Origin of the sequence: Exiguobacterium sp. s149 (genome assembly GCF_018618395.1) — a bacterium.
GTDB classification, from domain to species: domain Bacteria; phylum Bacillota; class Bacilli; order Exiguobacteriales; family Exiguobacteriaceae; genus Exiguobacterium; species Exiguobacterium chiriqhucha.
Window position 1 is genome coordinate 199,175 of the sequence record NZ_JACSLZ010000003.1, and the last position, 17,843, is coordinate 217,017.

Consider the following 17,843-nt stretch of genomic DNA (forward strand, 5'->3'; position numbering starts at 1 on the left):
CAAGTGGAAAGCAGAAAATCGATTGGGCGGACGGTACAAATAAAAAATGCAGGTGCGAAATATGTGAAAACGGGGTAAGGAACAAGACAGACTAGTCGTAGGAGGAACAGGCGGATGAAATGGAAGGGTAGACAAGCAAGTCGAAACGTCGAGGATCGACGGGGGCAACGTGTCGGAGGGAAAGGCATCGCAGGAATCGGTGGGGGCTTTGGTCTCATCTTGGTCATCGTCTTCACACTGCTCAACGGGGGCAATCCGGGCGATATCGTCAACAACATCGGACTCGGAGAACCGGAACAGTCCTCTGGAGCGTATGAAGGCTCGGCGCGGGAAGAAGAGATGGCCGACTTCGTGTCGGTCGTGCTAAGGGATACCGAAGAAGTGTGGACCGATATTTTTGCGGAGAACGGATTGACGTATCGGGAGCCGACGCTCGTCATCTATAAAGATCAAGTCGAATCGGCGTGCGGGATTGCCGGATCGGCTGTCGGACCGTTCTACTGTCCGGGTGATCAGAAGTTGTATATCGATTTGAGTTTCTATGATGACCTGAGTCAACAGTTCAATGCACCGGGTGACTTCGCGATGGCGTACGTCGTCGCCCACGAGGTCGGTCACCACGTCCAGACGTTGCTCGGCACGACGGACGAGATTATGCCGCTCCGAAACGAGATGAGTGAGACACAGTTCAACAAATATTTGGTCCGCTTCGAACTCCAGGCCGATTATTATGCAGGCGTTTGGGCCCACCACGCTCAAGGGATGGGTTACCTCGAGTCCGGCGACGTCGAAGAGGCGATGAATGCGGCGCACCAAATCGGGGATGACACCCTTCAGAAACAGGCGCGCGGCTATGTGACGCCGGATTCGTTCACGCACGGGACGTCCGAACAACGGAAACGTTGGTTCGATAAAGGGTTCCAAAACGGGACGATTCAAGGCGGCGATACGTTCAACGCTAAAAACTTATAACCATGAGGTCAAGCGATGGCTTGACCTTTTTCCATGTCCAAGTTGGCTTGTGAAGAAAGAATCCGCTATCATGGAAACAGAAACTAGAAGTAGGAAGGGGATGACCCGATGGAATCCTTACTCAAAAAAATCGAATTCGCCAAAAGCGAGATGACGTCCGTGGAGAAAAAAATCGCCGATTATATTTTATCCCACTCGACGCTCGTTCCGAATATGACGACGAAAGAGCTCGCTCAAAAGACGGACGTGTCCGAGGCGAGTATCGTTCGCTTTGCGCGTGTCGTCGGAATCGATAGCTTCAAGGCGTTCAAACTCGCCCTCGTCAAAGACTTGGCGATCACCGAGACGACGCTCACCGATTTCAACGTGTTGCAGCAGAAAGACACACCTTACGATTCGTTTCAAAAAGTCATCCATGTGAACAAAATGGCCATCGAGGCATGTGCCGAGGCGATGGACAAGCGTGAGCTCGAGCATGCGATCGATACGTTCGCCCGAGCGAACCGGGTCGTGTTTTATGGGGTCGGCGGTTCGTCGACGGCCGCCTATGACGCGCAATATAAATTCACAAAGCTCGGCTATGCGGCCCAGACATCGCAAGATTTCCATTACATGTTGTCTCTCATTCCGCATCTCGGCCCGAACGACGTTTTCGTCGCCATCAGTACGTCGGGTCGGACGAAAGACGTACTCGAACTCGTCCGCTTCGCCAAGAAAAGAGGGGTGCCGGTCGTCGCCATCACGGACCTCGATAAATCTCCGCTCTATCGAGAAGCGGATGTCCGACTATGCACGCCGAGCGTCGAACGTGATTTCCGGATTGCGAGCATCGCTTCACGGATGACACAGTTGACGATTATCGACACACTTTATATGGGGCTGTTGCACCGAAAAGGCGAGGGATTGATTGATCGCTACGCCGAGGCACGTGACGAGATGGTGAAGTTGCGCCGATGATTCACGTCTATGACCCAACGTGGCGCGATGCGGTGGCGGCGTTCCTCTTACAACAACGGTCGTTCGCGGAATTGAACGGACAGGCGCCCGAAACGTTCCGCGATGAAAACGTGGCCGATTTTGAGACGGAGGAGACCGTCAGCCTCGTCTTTGAGGACGGGGACGTCATCGCCGTCGCCGACTTGTTGAAGCAACACCCGGTCGACGGCTCGCTTTGGCTCGGTCTGTTCGTCGTCGATGAACGGCTGCACGGCACCGGGATTGCGACGCGGTTGTATGAACATCTCGAACAAACATATATGCGTCCGTTCCAGACGGTGTTCCGACTCGGGGTGTTACCTCACAATGAGCGGGCGCGTCGCTTTTGGGAACGGCAAGGCTACGTCTATGAAAAAGATTCCATCACGGCACGCGGCGATCACGTCCACGTGTTGAAAAAAGTCATCAGCTAAAGCGCTCGGTCCAATAGGGCCGGGCGTTTTCCATACATGTATACATGTATACAAATTTACATGCATACACGTATACGCTTGACCTATAATGAAATTTTATTTCCTTATTTTTTTAAATAAGTTTGACTTTTAATTTCAAGTTAGTACAATAAAATTAGAGAGAAGAAAGGATGGTGGCGATGTTAGACAAACTGGCTACTGAAAGACGAAATGAACGAACGATGCACTTGGACGAGATGGCGGTCGAGGAGTTCCTTGCAGTGATGAATGAGGAAGATCAATCGGTCCCACACGTCATTCAAGAAGAACTGTCGGTCATTGCCGAAGTGACGAAGCGTGCCATCGCATCCTTCAAACAAGGCGGACGTTTGATTTACATCGGCGCAGGGACGAGCGGACGGCTCGGAATCTTAGACGCGGCGGAATGTGTGCCGACGTTTGGCGTGTCACCGGACATGGTCGTCGGACTCATCGCAGGTGGCGAACGGGCGTTGATTAAAGCGGTCGAGGGAGCAGAGGATAGCAAGGATTTGGCGGTCAATGATTTGAAAGCGCTTCACTTGAATGCGTTCGACACCGTCATCGGGATTGCCGCGAGCGGACGGACACCGTACGTCATCGGCGGACTCGATTACGCCCGCGAGGTCGGCGCGACGACAGCCGCGCTATCGTGTAACAAAGGTTCAAAAATCAGCGAACACGCCGAGTTCAAAATCGAAGTCGAGACGGGACCAGAAGTATTGACCGGATCGACCCGATTGAAAGCAGGGACGGCGCAAAAACTCGTCCTCAACATGATCTCGACGGCGTCGATGATTGGGGTAGGGAAAGTGTATCAAAACTTGATGGTCGACGTGCAGCCGACGAACGAAAAGTTGGAAGTGCGGGCCAAACGGATGATTGCGGAAGCGACAGGGGTCGACGAACAGACGGCCGCGCGTTATTTCGATTCATCCGGTGGTCACGTCAAGACGGCGATTGTCATGATTTTAGCCGACGTCCCGCATGCGGAGGCAGTCGAGCGATTAGAGCGTGCGAACGGATTCGTCCGTGACGCATTATAAGGGGGATTCGAGATGAAGAAAGAAGAGGTTCTTGCACATGCGATATTAGAGCATGTCGGGGGGAAAGATAACATTCGTCAACTCGCGCACTGTATGACACGTGTGCGTTTAGCGCTCAAAGATCCGACGAAAGCGGATCTCACTGCATTGAAACAAATCGATGGTGTCATGGGTGTCATCGATGACGAGACGTTGCAAATCGTCGTTGGCCCGGGGACGGTCAACCGCGTGGCGGACCATCTCAGTCGTGAGACGGGGCTCGCCATCGGGGAAGAGTCGGTCGATGCGAATTTGACGCCGGACGAACGGGCGGCCATCGAACGTCAAAAAGTGAAAGACAAACAGAAGTCGCCGTTCAAGCGCTTCTTGCGTCGCTTAGGGAACATCTTTATTCCGCTCATTCCAGGGCTTGTCGCTTCAGGTATCATTAACGGGGGAGCCAACTTCGCGAAGAACGCCGGCGTTGACCCGACCGAGACGTGGATGCAAATCCTCTTATTGCTCGGTAGCACAGTGTTCGCGTATCTCGCCATCCTCGTCGGTTGGAACACGGCCAAAGAGTTCGGCGGGACGCCGGTACTCGGTGCCATCGCCGGGGGGATTCTCTTCAACCCGGTGCTCGCGGACATCACGATTTATGGGGAACCGCTCGTTGTCGGGCGGGGTGGACTGTTCGGGGTCATCTTTGCCGCTTGGCTCATGACGTACATCGAGAAACACGTTCGTCGCTTCATGCCGACGGCGGTCGATATCATCTTTACACCGCTTCTCACGGTCCTCGTCGTCGGTTTCACGGCGCTCTATGCAATCATGCCGGTCGCAGGCATCTTGTCAGACGGGATCATGCAAGGGTTGAACGCCGTGCTTGAAGTCGGTGGACCGGTAGCAGGGGCTGTCCTTGCTGGATTCTTCTTGCCGCTCGTCATGGTCGGGTTGCACCACGGACTCACACCGATTCACTTGGAATTGCTCAACACGGTCGGTAACACGGCACTCTTGCCAATCCTGGCGATGGCTGGGGCTGGACAAGTCGGGGCGGCGCTCGCGATTTTCGTGAAGACACGCAACCAACGTCTTCGTAACATCATTAAAGGGGCCATCCCGGTCGGATTCCTTGGAATCGGCGAGCCGCTCCTTTACGGGGTCACACTCCCGCTTGGCCGTCCGTTCCTGACGGCTTGTATGGGGGCCGCGGTCGGCGGTGCCTTCCAAGCGACGATGAAGACGGCAGCACTCGGGATTGGGGTCTCGGGTCTCTCGCTTACGCCGCTCATCGATAACGGCATGTACTTGACGTACATCGCAGGTCTTGTCATTTCGTATACGGCTGGCTTCATCTTCACGTATTTCTTCGGCTTCAAAGAAGAAATGGCAGACGGGATTTAACAACTGAGGCGGCTCTTTGGAGTCGCCTTTTCATTTGATGAGGAGGAATTTCTGATGAAGGGATTATCGGTTTATTTGAGCGAACCGCTCACACCGCAGTTCAAGATATGGGTCGGACGCATGCGCGAGATTGGCTTCACCTCGATGTTCACGTCACTGCATATCCCCGAGGACGACACGTCGGTGTATGCGGAACGGCTTCGTGACCTCGGGACGCTCGCACGAGAACTCGACATGGAACTGTTTGCGGATATCGCACCGACGTCGCTCGCCGCGCTCGGCAAGACGTGGGACGATGCCCATACACTTCTCGATTGGGGCGTGACGGGGCTGCGCGTCGATTACGGCGTGACGCCGAAACAAGTCGCCGACTTGTCGACCCGAATGACGGTCGCCTTGAACGCGAGCACGCTGTCTGAAGCGGAACTCATAGAGATGAAGCAACACGGCCTCGTGACGGACAACGTCGAGGCGTGGCACAACTTCTATCCGCGCCCGGAGACGGGGCTCGATCGTAACTGGTTCGATGCCAAGAACGATTGGCTGAAGCGGCAAGGGTTGAGCGTCCAGGCGTTCATCCCTGGTGACGGGACACTCCGAGGACCGCTGTTCGAACGGCTGCCGACGCTCGAGGACCATCGCCTGTTGTCGACGTTCGCCTGCTACATGGACCTCATGGATTCAGTCGATCGCATCTTAATCGGCGACCCGGGACTCACCGATGAGACGATTGAACAGTTCGCCTCACACGCCGACAAAATGCTCGTTCTTCGGGCCGAAGCGGAGACGACGATTGAGGCCGCCTTCTATCGCGTCCAGACGAACCGGATGGACCCGGCACGTGACGTCGTCCGTTCGGTCGAATCGAGGGGCTATGGACGTCCGGGGGACCGCTTGTTCGAGCCGATGGCAGCAAGACCGCGTCCGCTCGGAACGATCACGGTCGATAATGCGAAGTACGGGCGCTATGCCGGTGAGCTGCAAATCACAAAACGCGATTTGGTGGCAGACGATCGGATCAACGTCCTTGGGCGCGTCATCGAGGCAGACCGGCCGCTCATCCAATCGATCGGACCGGGCACGAAGTTTCGAATCGAGTGGTGTTGACGTTCCGGATTGCCACATTCCCTCGTCTTTGTGTACAGTAGAGAGGGAGGGAATGCCATGAAAGAGATTAATTTTAACATCGTCGCTGACGATTCGACCGATGGCCACGGCGGTTTTGGGGTCGGTTCGCTCAGTTTGAACAATATGTCTCCCGTCATCATCGATGTCGAGGCGGGGACCGCGGTCATCGATATGGGGGCCATGCATGCCAAATCGGCGATCGAGAAACGCATCAAATTTTTGACGGATCCAGAAGCGGTGCCGAATGGTAAACCGTACTGGATCGTCTGGGTGACGGTCGGGCGGAAGCCGGAAGGGTTCTATTACGGGGGTGTCGCGGCTTGTGACATGTCGATTGACCTCGAGGCGCGCCGTGGTTACAAGTTATTGCCGTATCACGTCAACCAAATGGATAAATCTCTGAAAGGCCGGATTCTCATCGAGATGATGGACGAACCGTCACGGAACGTGCTCGCGATGTTCCTACAAGCACATCGTCCGGAAATTTGGGAGCATTCGACCGAACTTCAGACCGAACTCGCGCGTCTTCAAGCCGAGTGAAAAGATTGGACCGTCCTGGTCTCCAATCTTTTTTGTTTTCGTTTGAGACGTACTCATTATCGCCAACATGTTACAGAATTGTGACATTGGCGTAATTGTATGAATATTCAGCATTATGCTATACTAAACACACTGTGTAAAAGAGAAAGGGTGACACGATGAGTGAAACTAAGAAAATTATGATTGGCCTCCTGTTGGGGGTGGCCGTTGGTTTAGGATTGGCTGGATTGCCAGGCAACATTTACGATGTGACGAACACGTATCTTCTATCGCCGGTCGGAACCGTATTTTTAAACTTGATTAAAATGCTAGTCGTCCCGATCGTCTTCTTCTCGATCATTCTTGGCGTCATGGGTCTCGGGGATCCGAAAGAACTTGGACGCGTCGGTACGAAGTCGATTTTGTTCTTCTTAACGACAACAGCAATCGCCATCGTGTTGGCACTTGGTGTGGCCTCGATTGTAAAACCTGGAGAACGTGGCGATTTCCCGACGACAGGTCTTGAGTTCGATGCATCAGGTTCGGAAGAGTCATCAAACATCGTGCAGACGTTAGTCAACATGATTCCGACAAACCCGATTCAAGCGCTCGCAGAAGGCAACATGCTTCAAATCATCGTCTTCGCGGCATTTATCGGATTTGCCTTGATTGCACTCGGTGATAAAGCGAAAACTTGGCGACGCTTTGTAAAACAAGGCGACCAAGTCATGATGTATTTGATTCACTTGGTCATGAAGCTCGCGCCGTATGGTGCATTCGCCTTGATCGCTTCGGCTATCGGTGGCATCGGCTTTGCAGCCGTTCAAGCGATGGCATGGTACATGTTTGCGGTCGTCTTCACGTTAGTCTTGCACTCGGTCGTTGTGTACGGTGGCGCAGTCGCCCTCCTCGGGAAAATGAATCCGATTTTCTTCTTTAAAAACTTCTACGAGGCGATGACATTCGCATTCTCGACATCGTCGTCGAACGCGACGTTACCGGTGTCGATGGAAGTGGCTCAAAAGAAACTCGGCGTTCCGCGCTCGATTTCGTCATTCGTCCAACCGCTTGGTGCGACGGTCAACATGGACGGGACGGCCATCATGCAAGGGGTCGCGACAATCTTTATTGCGCAAGTGTTTGCTACCGATTTGACGATGGCTGAACTCGTGACGGTCGTCATCACCGCCGTACTCGCCTCAATCGGGACGGCGGGCGTACCAGGTGTCGGACTTGTCATGCTCGCGCTCGTCTTGCAGTCGGTCAACTTACCGGTCGAAGGGATCGCCCTGATCATCGGTGTCGATCGTGTCCTCGATATGCTCCGGACGTCGGTCAATATTACAGGTGACGCCGCGTGTGCGGTCGTCGTCTCGAAACTCGAAGAGAAGCATCTTCCTGCTGTCGATGAAGACTCGTGGGATGAAGTGGACGCAAAATAACCTAAAGGCTGACCCGGTTCATACCGGGCCAGCCTTTTCAAATGAAGTGAGGGTTTAACGAATGGAATGGGAAGTTCTGCCGATCCCGCTGTTTATCGTGGTCAGCATCATTTTAAACAGCATCATAGCCATCGCCGGTGTGTTACCGAGCGCGTTTTTAACGGCGCTGAACGTCCAGATTCTAGGCTTCGGACCGGGTGTCGCCGTCTCTATCGTCGGTGAGGCATTCGGTGCCGTACTCAGCTTCATCTTGTATCGCCGGGCGCTCCATCGCTACACGTCACCGGACGGGAAGCGGCTGAGGCGTCTCCGTGAGGCGGAAGGCGTCGAGGCGTGGTTCCTCGTCCTCAGCCTCCGGCTGCTACCGTTCGTGCCGTCCGGTCTCGTCACACTGTCGGCCGCCTTCAGCCGGATGTCGCTCCCGTCGTTCGCCTTGGCAAGCACGGTGGGGAAGGTCCCGGCGCTCTTGATGGAGGCGCTCGCTTTCACGGCCGTCCTGACCGTGGCGAGCGGATGGCAACTCGTACTCGTCGCCGTGCTCGCCGTTTTATACGTCGTGTGGCGTTTGTCTCAGAGGAGCGGCGAGAGAATATGACAGAACGCTTCGACGAAGCGTTTGCCGTTCGATTTCTTACGCATCATCGACCAGTCGACGAGAATCGATTCATCGAAGTCGTTCAAGAACGCTTCGTGCAACTCTTGAATGGATGACGTCTCGAACTGGGCGATAGTCATCTCATGGTTCAAATACATGCTCCGAAAATCAAAGTTAGCCGTCCCGACGAGCGCAATCTTGCCATCGATGAGGACGGTTTTTGCGTGGATAAAATGACGATTGTATTTATAAATCCGGATGTTCCGTTTGAGCAATTGCTCAAAATAATACTCGGTCGCATGGAAACTGAACCATTCGTCTCCTTTTCCGGGGACGACGATTCGGACGTCGATGCCGCGCTTGCCGGCGACTTCTAACAGCGCGAGCATTTCGGGAGGCGGAATCAAGTAAGGGGTCGTCATCCAAATCGATTCCTTCGCCTGCATCAACAGAGCCATGAGCCCGTCTCGAATCGTCACGTCTTTCCCAGGAGATGTGACGAGCAGTTGCGTCGCCCCGTTTTCTTGTTGTGGCTCATCGATAAAGTATTCCGGTAAGTGTTTGCTGTCGGCAAATAAGTCCCACGTCTCTTTGTCGTCCTCATGGCCGGCATATAGCCAATTCTCGACGAACAGGCGCTGCAGTTCGCGGACGAGCGGCCCTTCGAGGCGCAGGTGCGTATCGCGCCAAAAGCCAAGTTTTTTATTGTTACCTAGATATTCATCACCTACGTTCAGGCCACCCGTATAAGCGATCCGTCCGTCGATGACGATCAACTTCTGATGGTTACGGAAGTTGGCGTTAAACACGAGGAGCGGATGGACGACCGGGTCGAATGCTTGGACGTGGACACGCGACTCGCGGAGCGGTTCGATGAAGTCTTCATTGATTTCCTGACTGCCGAGCCCGTCATATAAGAAGCGGACGGTGACGTTCTCGTTGGAGCGCTTAATCAGGGCGTCGCGAATTTTCATCGAAATCTCGTCAGTCCGGAACAGATAATACTGGACGTGGATATGGTGGGTCGCTTGCTCGATATCTTTAATCACTGCATCGAATTTTTGCTCGCCATTGACGAGTAGTTTCGTCGACGTGTGGCCATCCGCGCCGGTCGCCCCGAGTTTTTCGAGCGTGCGCGTGAGCGGATAACGATCGGATACGTCGTTGGACGTCTCGACGCGCTCCTCTTCAATCGCTTGGCGGAACATGCGAATCTCGGTCGAGGTCCGTTTGATCCGACGGTGGCGTCGCGGTGTCCGTCCGAATAGTACCCAGGCGAGGGCGCCGAGGAACGGGATGAACAGGACGGCGAGTAGCCAAGCAAGCTTGGCCTGCGGTTGGACCTGGTCGAATAAAATATGCCAGCCGACGAGGAGCGGCGCCACGATCGCAAGACCAATCAGGAATGGGATCAATCCGTCCACAGAATAGAGGGCGAGGAGAAGGAAGAGGCCGAGTACAATCATGGTGAGGAGTTGCCAGACGCGTCGTTTCAACACGTACACCTTCTTTCTGTTCAGTTGTCATCACTGAATTCATTCCACCGTTTACACATTGTTAATCTAAAATTACGTTTCACGATATGGGCGAAGGGAATTATCGTAACTGTACGACACAACGTAAAAGGGGTGTTAGCGATGAAGAAGAAAGGTGCATTGGCCGCGTCGCTCTTGGCGACAGGCATCATTCTCGGGGCTTGCGGGGGAGCAGACGAAGAACCGATGAACAATGAAGATACGGAAATGCAAGAAGATATGGATGAAGAAGAAGATTAAAAAAACGGCCTAGAGCGTATGCTCTAGGCCTTCATTGCGTCAAAGCGAATACGGGGACGGTTTGCCAAAGTAATAGCCTTGGGCGAGGTCGAATCCGAGTTCACGACAGACATCGACTTCTTCGGCGCGTTCGATGCCTTCAGCCAGAATCGTGATGTCCATCGATTTGGTCAATTGACGTACATTTTTCAAGAATGTCCGTTTTTCGGCATCTTGATCGCAAAACGAGATGTACGACCGATCGATTTTGACATAGTCCGGTTTGAGGCGTCTCAACATATCGAGCGTCGAGAAACCGGCCCCGACATCGTCGAGGGCGACTTTCATGCCGCGCTTCTTATATGTAGAGAACACGTGCTGCAAGTGGGCCACGTCTTGTACTTTTTCCGTCTCGACGACTTCAAAGATGAAACGGTCGGGACTGAGCCCGTATTGATCGATAATCTCGAACGTGTGTTGCAGACAATAGTCCGGGTTATAAATCGTCGACGGCAAGAAGTTGATGAACGTCTTTTCGTGCGGGGCGACGGCATGATAGGTCGCTTTAATGGCCTCGGCGCGAGCGCGCTGGTCAAGCTTGGAATGCAGGCCGAAACGGTTGGCCGCGCGGAACAGTTCTCCGGGAGAGACGTTATTGCGACTGCGGAGTAACGCTTCGTAACCGAATCGTTCACCGGTATCGAGATGGACGATTGGTTGCAGATGGCTCTCGAATTCACCGTGTTGAATGAGTTCGATCGTATCGCGGTTGGCAATCTGTTCGAGCAGATTGCTGGCCGAGATGATTGCGGTTTGCCGTTTCGTCACTTGATCGACGCAATAGACGTCCTCCTCGACGGTGGAAAGGTGTGCGGTTAATTCATCTAACGATTCATACGGATGGAAAGTGTCGTTGACGACGACAAGGCCTCGTTCAAAAAATGGGATGTTCGTAGAGCAGGCAGTACACGGAGACCACATAAGATCCCTCCTTTCGAATGATTAAAGTACTCTCTCTATACTTTATCGGATAAAACTCACATAAAACTCACATGGCAGGACAAATAAATAAAAAAATCGTGCAAATTGCGGGTAGTTTTTGTATACTTCCTATCGTATGAATAAGAAGCGCCTCAAAACGCCACTCGCATACGAACAACTTTTTAATCAGAAAGGGGTTCTATCGATGGACCAAAAATTAAAATTATGGTTTACGGAGCACCAGACAGAAGATTACGGAATCACGTTCCGTGTAAACCACGTTTATGAGAGCGAACAAACGGAGTTTCAACGACTAGAAATGGTCGAAACGGACGAGTTCGGAACAATGTTGTTACTTGACGGAATGGTCATGACGACGGATAAGGACGAATTCGTCTATCACGAGATGGTGGCTCACGTCCCACTCTTCACGCACCCGAATCCGAAGCATGTGCTCGTAGTCGGCGGTGGAGACGGCGGCGTCATCCGTGAGATTATGAAACACCCATCAGTCGAAAAAGCAGTTCTCGTCGACATCGACGGGAAAGTCATTGAATATTCGAAGAAATACTTACCAAATATCGCAGGCGAACTCGACAACCCACGCGTTGAAGTCATCGTCGGCGACGGCTTCATGCATATCGCCGAGTCTGAGAACGAGTACGACGTCATCATGGTCGACTCGACAGAACCAGTCGGCCCAGCGGCCAACTTGTTCACGAAAGGATTCTACGCCGGAATCTCGAGAGCGCTCAAAGCCGATGGAATCTTCGTCGCGCAGACGGACAACCCATGGTTCACGCCAGAGCTCATCCAGACAGTCCAACGTGACGTGAAAGAAATCTTCCCGATCACGAAGCTCTACACAGCGAACGTACCGACGTACCCAAGCGGCATGTGGACATTCACAATCGGTTCGAAGCAGTATGACCCGGAAGCAGTGGCTCCGGAGCGTTTCCACGACATCGAGACGAAGTACTACACGCCGAAGCTTCACAATGCAGCATTCGTCCTTCCTAAATTCGTGGAGGACTTGACGAAATGATTAAACGTTTCGATGAAGCCTATTCAGGCAAAGTGTTTATCGCGAGCCTGCCAGAAGTCGCAGACGCGAAGACGGTCCTTTACGGGATGCCGATGGACTGGACGGTCAGTTTCCGTCCAGGATCACGTTTCGGTCCGAACCGAATCCGTGAAGTCTCAATCGGGCTTGAAGAGTACAGCCCGTATTTGGACGGAGATTTGAGTGAAGCCGCCGTCTATGACGCTGGTGACATCCCGCTTCCGTTCGGGAATGCTCAGAAGTCGCTCGACATGATCGAGTCGTTCGTCAAGGACGTCATTCAAGCAGGCAAGTTCCCACTAGGTATGGGTGGGGAACACCTCGTCACTTGGCCGGTCATCAAGGCGATGCATGATCAATACGGCGACGATTTCGTCATTCTTCACTTCGATGCGCACACGGACCTCCGTGACGAATACGAAGGCGAGCCGTTGTCGCACTCGACACCACTCAAAAAAGCGGCCAACTTGATTGGGCCATCGAACTGCTACTCGTTCGGAATTCGTTCTGGGATGAAAGAAGAGTTCGACTGGGTCAAAGAAGTCGGCTATAACATGTATAAATATGAAGTGATCGAACCGCTCAAACGTGTGTTGCCGACGCTCGCCGGGAAGAAAGTGTACGTCACGATCGATATCGACGTCCTCGACCCATCTTCTGCACCGGGAACGGGAACGCAAGAGATCGGTGGCATCACGACGAAAGAATTGCTTGAAGCGGTCCACGCCATCGCGAACGCTGACGTCGACGTCATCGGGGCCGACCTCGTCGAAGTGTCACCGGCGTACGATCAGTCGGACATGACGGCCATCGCCGCCGCGAAGATTCTTCGCGAGATGATGATCGGGTTCGTGAAGTAACGATGCCGAAAAAAGGTCAGCTCGAGATGGAGCTGAGTGCTCGCATCACCCAATGGGAGAAAGAGTATCTCGGACGCGGTTCCTTGACGTGTAAAGCAGATTTGCTCCGCGACCTGGCGATCGTGACGCTCCAAGGCGTCTTGACCCCGGCCGAGTACGAACTGGCCGCCAAATCGGCCGGACGCGAGCAATTGAAGAAGTACCGCAACAACCTCGTCGAATCCGGTCGGCCTCAGCTCGAGGCCATCGTGCACGACGTACTCGGGCGGCGACTCGTCTCGCTCCATACGGACATCAGCACGAAGACAGGGGAACGCCTCATCGTCTTTCGACTCGATGCACCGTGGGAGAACGGGATTGACAAGCCGTGACGACGTTTTTACACTAGAAGCAGAGACGGTTCAGGATGGGTGGTGTCCGCGAGACATCCCCTTCGTCCTGACCCGGAGCTGAACAACTACACATCCGACAGTTGTCGGCTAGACGGAGCGAACATGTTCGAGCCGTCGGCATGCAGCGCACACCTTTCTTTGGTGTGCGCTTTTGTCGTCTAGGAGGAAATGTATGGAACTATTGACGTTTTTATTGACGAGCGCCCCGGTGCTCCTATTCGTGACCGGTGTGATCGCTGCTCTAGGCAAATCAAATTTACGAATCCCGGAGTCGCTCAGCATCACGCTCAACTTGTATTTACTGCTCGCCATCGGGTTGAAAGGGGGAATCGGGCTCGCCTCGGTGTCGATGGACGAGTTGGCGCTCCCGCTAGCAGTGACGCTCGTCGTCGGCATCATCTTGCCGCTCGTCGCTTTCGGGTTCGGCGCGCTACTCAAATTCACGTTCCCGGAACGGATTGCCATGGCGGCCACGTTCGGCTCGGTATCGCTCGTGACGTACGTCGCCGCGACGGCCCAACTCGAACGTCTCGGTATCGTCTATGAACCGTTCATGACGACGCTCGTCGTCGTGCTCGAGATTCCGGGTCTTGTCGTCGCGCTGTTGCTATACAATCAGAGCCGGGTCCTCGGGATCACGGCGGCCCCGACTCAATCGTTCACGGTCATCCGCGACAGTCTGCTCTCGAAGAGCATCCTGCTGTTGTTGGCCGGTCTCGTCGTCGGAATCGTCACACCGGATACATCAGCGCTCGAACCGTTTTTCATCGACTTGTTCCCGGGCGTCTTGCTCTTGTTCCTGCTCAGCCTAGGCGTCAAGGTCGGTCATCAGTTGAAGGCGGTGCCGTCCTATGGCCTCAAGTTTTTAGTCATCGGCATGACGTTTCCGCTCGTCGGGGCCGTCATCGGTTACATCGCGGCCGGGATGGCCGGACTGTCGGACGGGGGGACGATTCTCTTCATGACGCTCGCCGCGAGCGGGTCATATATCGCCGCCCCGGCCATGCTTCAGGCGTCGGTGCCCGAAGCGGAACCGTCGTTTTATTTGACGCTCGCCCTCGCCGTCACGTTCCCGTTCAATCTGCTCGTCGGCATCCCGCTATTCATTTCAATCGTCACCTGAAAACAGGCCCGTTCTCACGAGTTGAGACCGGGCCTGTTTTTATTGATTCACTTTTTGTTCTTCCATACATTTTAACGCCGCCGTCCAACTGCCGAATAAGGCGTTGATGGTCGATGTGCTCGGCACGTTTCGTCCTTCGGCCCATTTCCGATAATGGAGGATGCTGAAGTGAGACAACTCTTGTCTAGCGACCCGAAGCGCCTCGATGACATCTTCTTCATCCCATTTCCGCTTCGGTGGGGCGATATCGAGGACGAACAAGGCGTAGCTCCATGACCCGTACTTCCGGGCGATGGTCGCGACCGTCGGATAGCCGCGCTCTTGGGCCCAGATGGCGTAATGCTGAGATGTGAGACGTTCGAGTTCCTCGGACGCTTCAATCAACGCTTGGATAATCCGTTCTTCATTGTTTTTCGCCGCGGTCGTCTGAAGTTTGGCTTCCCGGAGCGCGTTCGACCAAGAGCCGAACCGGCTGCTGATTAACGTCAGCGACGGGGAACGTGTCACTTTCGACCACTCCCGATACGTTTGGCTCGTGAAGAGCGAAAGTTCCTCAGCGGCTTGATTCAATGCCTGAAGGATATCCTCATCTGAATAGTAATGGAACGACATTTGAATTTGGGCGGCGACGAGTGCTTCGCGCCAAGACCCGAACTGGTGGATAACGGTGGAAAGGGACGGTACGTTTTTGGTTTGCGACCAAACGCTGTACCGTTTCGAATCGAGCTCGGCATGTTCTTGAGCAGCTAACTGCAACGCTTGTACGATTTGAGGGCGTGTCCATTTTTTCATCTTGGTGTCTCTCCTTTGGAGGGAGACGCAGCGAGCGTCTCGGAAGGTCTCTTGGTGTGAATGAACAGCTTGTATTGGTTGAAGAGTCAACGAGCTAGTCAAAAAGAATGCGTGCGATCGATGTTTCCCTCCTTACATGATGTTTTAGACGAAATTCAAGATAATGTAAACGATACCCAATTCGGGTTATGTATATTCCCATTTCCCGTTTGTCCGACAATTATTCATTATGTGAAAGAAATCATGATAATAATTTCGTGAACTCCTTTGTTGCCATCTGTGTCGTTCATGAGAAAAAGCTTGTTTTATCTTTAAATTTGTCGAGAAGAGTCGGGTAGTTTACTAGCATCGACGCATCTTTTGCGCATTCCAACCCACACCACGAACGAACAACTCAGACTCTTGGAGGTGCGAACTACCATGGCAACACTTGTGAACGTGTATCGGAAGAATCAACGGAATTTGCTGTTCTTATGTCTTGACATCTTGATCGTCTCATTTGTGCTCTATGCGACGTTTGAATTGCTGTTCTCGACGATTACGTCGTACGCGGCGCTCGAATCGAGCGAAATGTTGATGATGGTCGGTATCAAAATCATCAGCTTCAGTCTCGTCGGGACGGTGTTAAAAATCCATCGTATCGACTGGCGTTACGCCTCGGTCCATGAGATGAAACAAGTCGCTATCGCCTTACTGAGCAGTGACTTGGTGTTGTACGCCTACAACCAGTTCCACTTCGGGGCAGGGCTCGGCATGATCATCGCTGTCCAAGGGTTGCTCGCCTTCAACTTGATTTTGTTCACGCGATTCCTGGCCCGCAACCACGTATTCGATGTGTTCAAACCGCACTCCAATCATCCCGGACGAAAAGCGCTCATCATCGGGGCTGGTGATTCGGGCCAGTTGATCGTCCGTGAGTTGAAAGAACATCGGACGACCGTCCTCTGCGTCGTCGGTCTACTCGATGACAACCCGCACTTACAGTCGCTTTACGTGCACGGTGTTCCAGTGCTCGGGGTAACGGACGATTTAGAGCGCATCATCCAAGAGCACGGGATTGAAGTCGTGATTTTGGCCATCCCAAGCCTGTCCTATGCGCGACGACTTGCCTTGCTCAAGCGGATTGAGAAGACGGGTGCTGAGTCCCATGCGTTACCGATGATCTCGGAGCTCGCGACCGGGAAGGTCTCCATCAGTGAAATCCGCGAAGTGAAAATCGAAGACTTGCTAGGCCGAGAACCGGTCCAGTTGGACATATCTGGAATTTCTAGTCATGTGGAAGGAGCGACGGTACTCGTCACGGGTGCCGGCGGATCCATCGGTTCGGAACTGTGCCGTCAGCTCATCAAATTTGCCCCGGCTGAAATGATTCTCCTCGGTCACGGCGAGAACAGTATTTACTTGATTGAACGCGAGCTGCGCGAACTCGGGACGGACACGGTGCTTTATCCCGTCATCGGTGATGTGCAGGATGAGGCCCGGCTTGAAGAAGTGTTCCGGATGTATAAACCGGACATCGTCTATCACGCCGCCGCCCACAAACACGTTCCACTCATGGAAGACAATCCGCTCGAAGCCGTCAAAAACAACATTTACGGGACGAAACATATGGTCGACGTCGCGGCCCGGCACAAAGTGAATCGCTTCATCATGATCTCGACGGACAAGGCGGTCAATCCGACGAACGTGATGGGTTCGACAAAACGAATTGCCGAGATGGTCGTCCAAGAGAAAGCTCGTGTCAGTGATACGATTTTTGCGGTCGTCCGCTTCGGCAACGTCCTCGGCAGCCGTGGCTCGGTCGTCCCGCTGTTTAAAGAACAAATTTTACGCGGGGGTCCGGTCACCGTCACCGATCCCGAGATGACCCGTTACTTCATGACCATTCCGGAAGCGAGTCGCCTCGTCATTCAAGCGAGCGTCTTAGCGCGAGGTGGTGAAGTGTTCGTGCTCGATATGGGTGACCCGGTCAAAATCATCGATTTGGCGAAAAAGATGATCGAGTTGAGCGGATTCACGACCGATCAGATTGGAATCGAGGTCACTGGGATTCGTCCTGGTGAGAAGTTGTATGAAGAACTGTTGGCCGAAAGTGAGCTCGGTCCGGAAGCGAACGTCTTCCCAAAAATCTTCGTCGGTCGGACCCGGTCGTTCAAGACCGTCTCCTCTGTCTTGCATTTGATTGAAACGTTCCGCGATGACCGTGACGCGTTGATGTATCTGTTGCTGTTCATCGCCAACAGCGACGACCTCGATCGAGACGTCGAACGGCTGTTCACACACGGGGTGAAACGGATGCGTCCTCATATCGCCGCATCACGTCTCGCCGATGGGAACTGAACGCCACTACGAGCGAGGAGGGG

Annotated in this window: 18 protein-coding genes; 15 read left to right on the plus strand and 3 right to left on the minus strand. The window is 53.6% G+C overall.

Annotation, left to right across the window (positions count from 1 at the left end; genetic code table 11):
- Positions 1–114 precede the first annotated feature (114 nt).
- From ypfJ to KNP81_RS06085, 9 genes are all read left to right on the plus strand, one after another.
- Complete coding sequence (ypfJ, locus tag KNP81_RS06045; RefSeq protein ID WP_214719245.1) at positions 115–972, plus strand: KPN_02809 family neutral zinc metallopeptidase; 858 nt, start codon at positions 115–117, stop codon at positions 970–972.
- Between the two features lie 108 nt (positions 973–1,080).
- The gene (locus KNP81_RS06050) at positions 1,081–1,929 is read left to right on the plus strand and encodes a MurR/RpiR family transcriptional regulator (protein ID WP_214719248.1); all 849 of its coding nucleotides are present in this window, start codon (positions 1,081–1,083) and stop codon (positions 1,927–1,929) included.
- The gene (locus KNP81_RS06055) at positions 1,926–2,381 is read left to right on the plus strand and encodes a GNAT family N-acetyltransferase (RefSeq protein ID WP_214719249.1); all 456 of its coding nucleotides are present in this window, start codon (positions 1,926–1,928) and stop codon (positions 2,379–2,381) included. The genes KNP81_RS06050 and KNP81_RS06055 overlap by 4 nt, the downstream gene beginning before the upstream one ends.
- 170 nt (positions 2,382–2,551) lie before the next feature.
- Positions 2,552–3,445 carry an N-acetylmuramic acid 6-phosphate etherase gene (gene murQ, locus KNP81_RS06060; protein ID WP_256442315.1) on the plus strand — a complete coding sequence of 298 codons (894 nt, stop codon included), beginning with the start codon at positions 2,552–2,554 and terminating at the stop codon, positions 3,443–3,445.
- Positions 3,446–3,457: 12 nt separating this feature from the next.
- Positions 3,458–4,831 carry a PTS transporter subunit EIIC gene (locus KNP81_RS06065; protein WP_029594632.1) on the plus strand — a complete coding sequence of 458 codons (1,374 nt, stop codon included), beginning with the start codon at positions 3,458–3,460 and terminating at the stop codon, positions 4,829–4,831.
- Positions 4,832–4,885: 54 nt separating this feature from the next.
- On the plus strand, positions 4,886–5,938 hold the full coding sequence (locus KNP81_RS06070) for a DUF871 domain-containing protein (protein ID WP_214719251.1): 1,053 nt from the start codon (positions 4,886–4,888) through the stop codon (positions 5,936–5,938).
- 57 nt (positions 5,939–5,995) lie between these two features.
- Positions 5,996–6,499: a YwhD family protein gene (locus KNP81_RS06075; RefSeq protein ID WP_214719253.1), complete on the plus strand. Its 504-nt coding sequence runs from the start codon at positions 5,996–5,998 to the stop codon at positions 6,497–6,499.
- A gap of 158 nt (positions 6,500–6,657) precedes the next feature.
- On the plus strand, positions 6,658–7,920 hold the full coding sequence (locus KNP81_RS06080) for a dicarboxylate/amino acid:cation symporter (protein WP_214719255.1): 1,263 nt from the start codon (positions 6,658–6,660) through the stop codon (positions 7,918–7,920).
- Between the two features lie 61 nt (positions 7,921–7,981).
- Positions 7,982–8,515 carry a TVP38/TMEM64 family protein gene (locus KNP81_RS06085; RefSeq protein ID WP_214719262.1) on the plus strand — a complete coding sequence of 178 codons (534 nt, stop codon included), beginning with the start codon at positions 7,982–7,984 and terminating at the stop codon, positions 8,513–8,515.
- On the opposite strand, the gene cls is transcribed toward KNP81_RS06085, so the two are convergent.
- A complete protein-coding gene (cls, locus tag KNP81_RS06090; RefSeq protein WP_353048078.1) occupies positions 8,491–10,014 on the minus strand; it encodes a cardiolipin synthase in 1,524 nt (507 codons plus the stop codon). The two genes, KNP81_RS06085 and cls, sit on opposite strands and share 25 nt — an antisense overlap.
- Positions 10,015–10,152: 138 nt before the next feature.
- Here cls and KNP81_RS06095 point away from each other — a divergent pair, with 138 nt between their 5' ends.
- Positions 10,153–10,290, plus strand: coding sequence for a hypothetical protein (locus tag KNP81_RS06095; RefSeq protein ID WP_214719266.1), 138 nt, complete (start codon positions 10,153–10,155; stop codon positions 10,288–10,290).
- Between the two features lie 39 nt (positions 10,291–10,329).
- Here the strand turns inward: KNP81_RS06095 and KNP81_RS06100 are convergent, their stop codons facing one another.
- On the minus strand, positions 10,330–11,250 hold the full coding sequence (locus KNP81_RS06100) for an EAL domain-containing protein (protein WP_251130283.1): 921 nt from the start codon (positions 11,248–11,250) through the stop codon (positions 10,330–10,332).
- 205 nt (positions 11,251–11,455) lie between these two features.
- On the opposite strand from KNP81_RS06100, the gene speE reads away from it, so the two are divergent.
- The 4 genes from speE (at position 11,456) to KNP81_RS06120 (ending at position 14,688) form a co-directional block, all read left to right on the plus strand.
- Positions 11,456–12,295 carry a polyamine aminopropyltransferase gene (gene speE / locus KNP81_RS06105; protein ID WP_029594637.1) on the plus strand — a complete coding sequence of 280 codons (840 nt, stop codon included), beginning with the start codon at positions 11,456–11,458 and terminating at the stop codon, positions 12,293–12,295.
- Entirely contained in the window at positions 12,292–13,173 is an 882-nt protein-coding gene (gene speB / locus KNP81_RS06110; protein ID WP_214719267.1) for an agmatinase, read from the plus strand. Before speE ends, speB begins: the two co-directional genes overlap by 4 nt.
- A 2-nt stretch (positions 13,174–13,175) precedes the next feature.
- Positions 13,176–13,544, plus strand: a complete 369-nt coding sequence (locus KNP81_RS06115; protein ID WP_021066069.1) for a Na-translocating system protein MpsC family protein — start codon at positions 13,176–13,178, stop codon at positions 13,542–13,544.
- A gap of 193 nt (positions 13,545–13,737) precedes the next feature.
- Positions 13,738–14,688, plus strand: a complete 951-nt coding sequence (locus KNP81_RS06120; RefSeq protein ID WP_214719269.1) for a sodium-dependent bicarbonate transport family permease — start codon at positions 13,738–13,740, stop codon at positions 14,686–14,688.
- A gap of 39 nt (positions 14,689–14,727) precedes the next feature.
- Here the strand turns inward: KNP81_RS06120 and KNP81_RS06125 are convergent, their stop codons facing one another.
- Positions 14,728–15,480: a homing endonuclease associated repeat-containing protein gene (locus KNP81_RS06125; protein ID WP_214719271.1), complete on the minus strand. Its 753-nt coding sequence runs from the start codon at positions 15,478–15,480 to the stop codon at positions 14,728–14,730.
- A gap of 420 nt (positions 15,481–15,900) precedes the next feature.
- Between KNP81_RS06125 and KNP81_RS06130 the strand changes: the two genes are divergently transcribed.
- Positions 15,901–17,820, plus strand: a complete 1,920-nt coding sequence (locus KNP81_RS06130) for a polysaccharide biosynthesis protein (RefSeq protein ID WP_214719276.1) — start codon at positions 15,901–15,903, stop codon at positions 17,818–17,820.
- Positions 17,821–17,843: the final 23 nt, after the last annotated feature.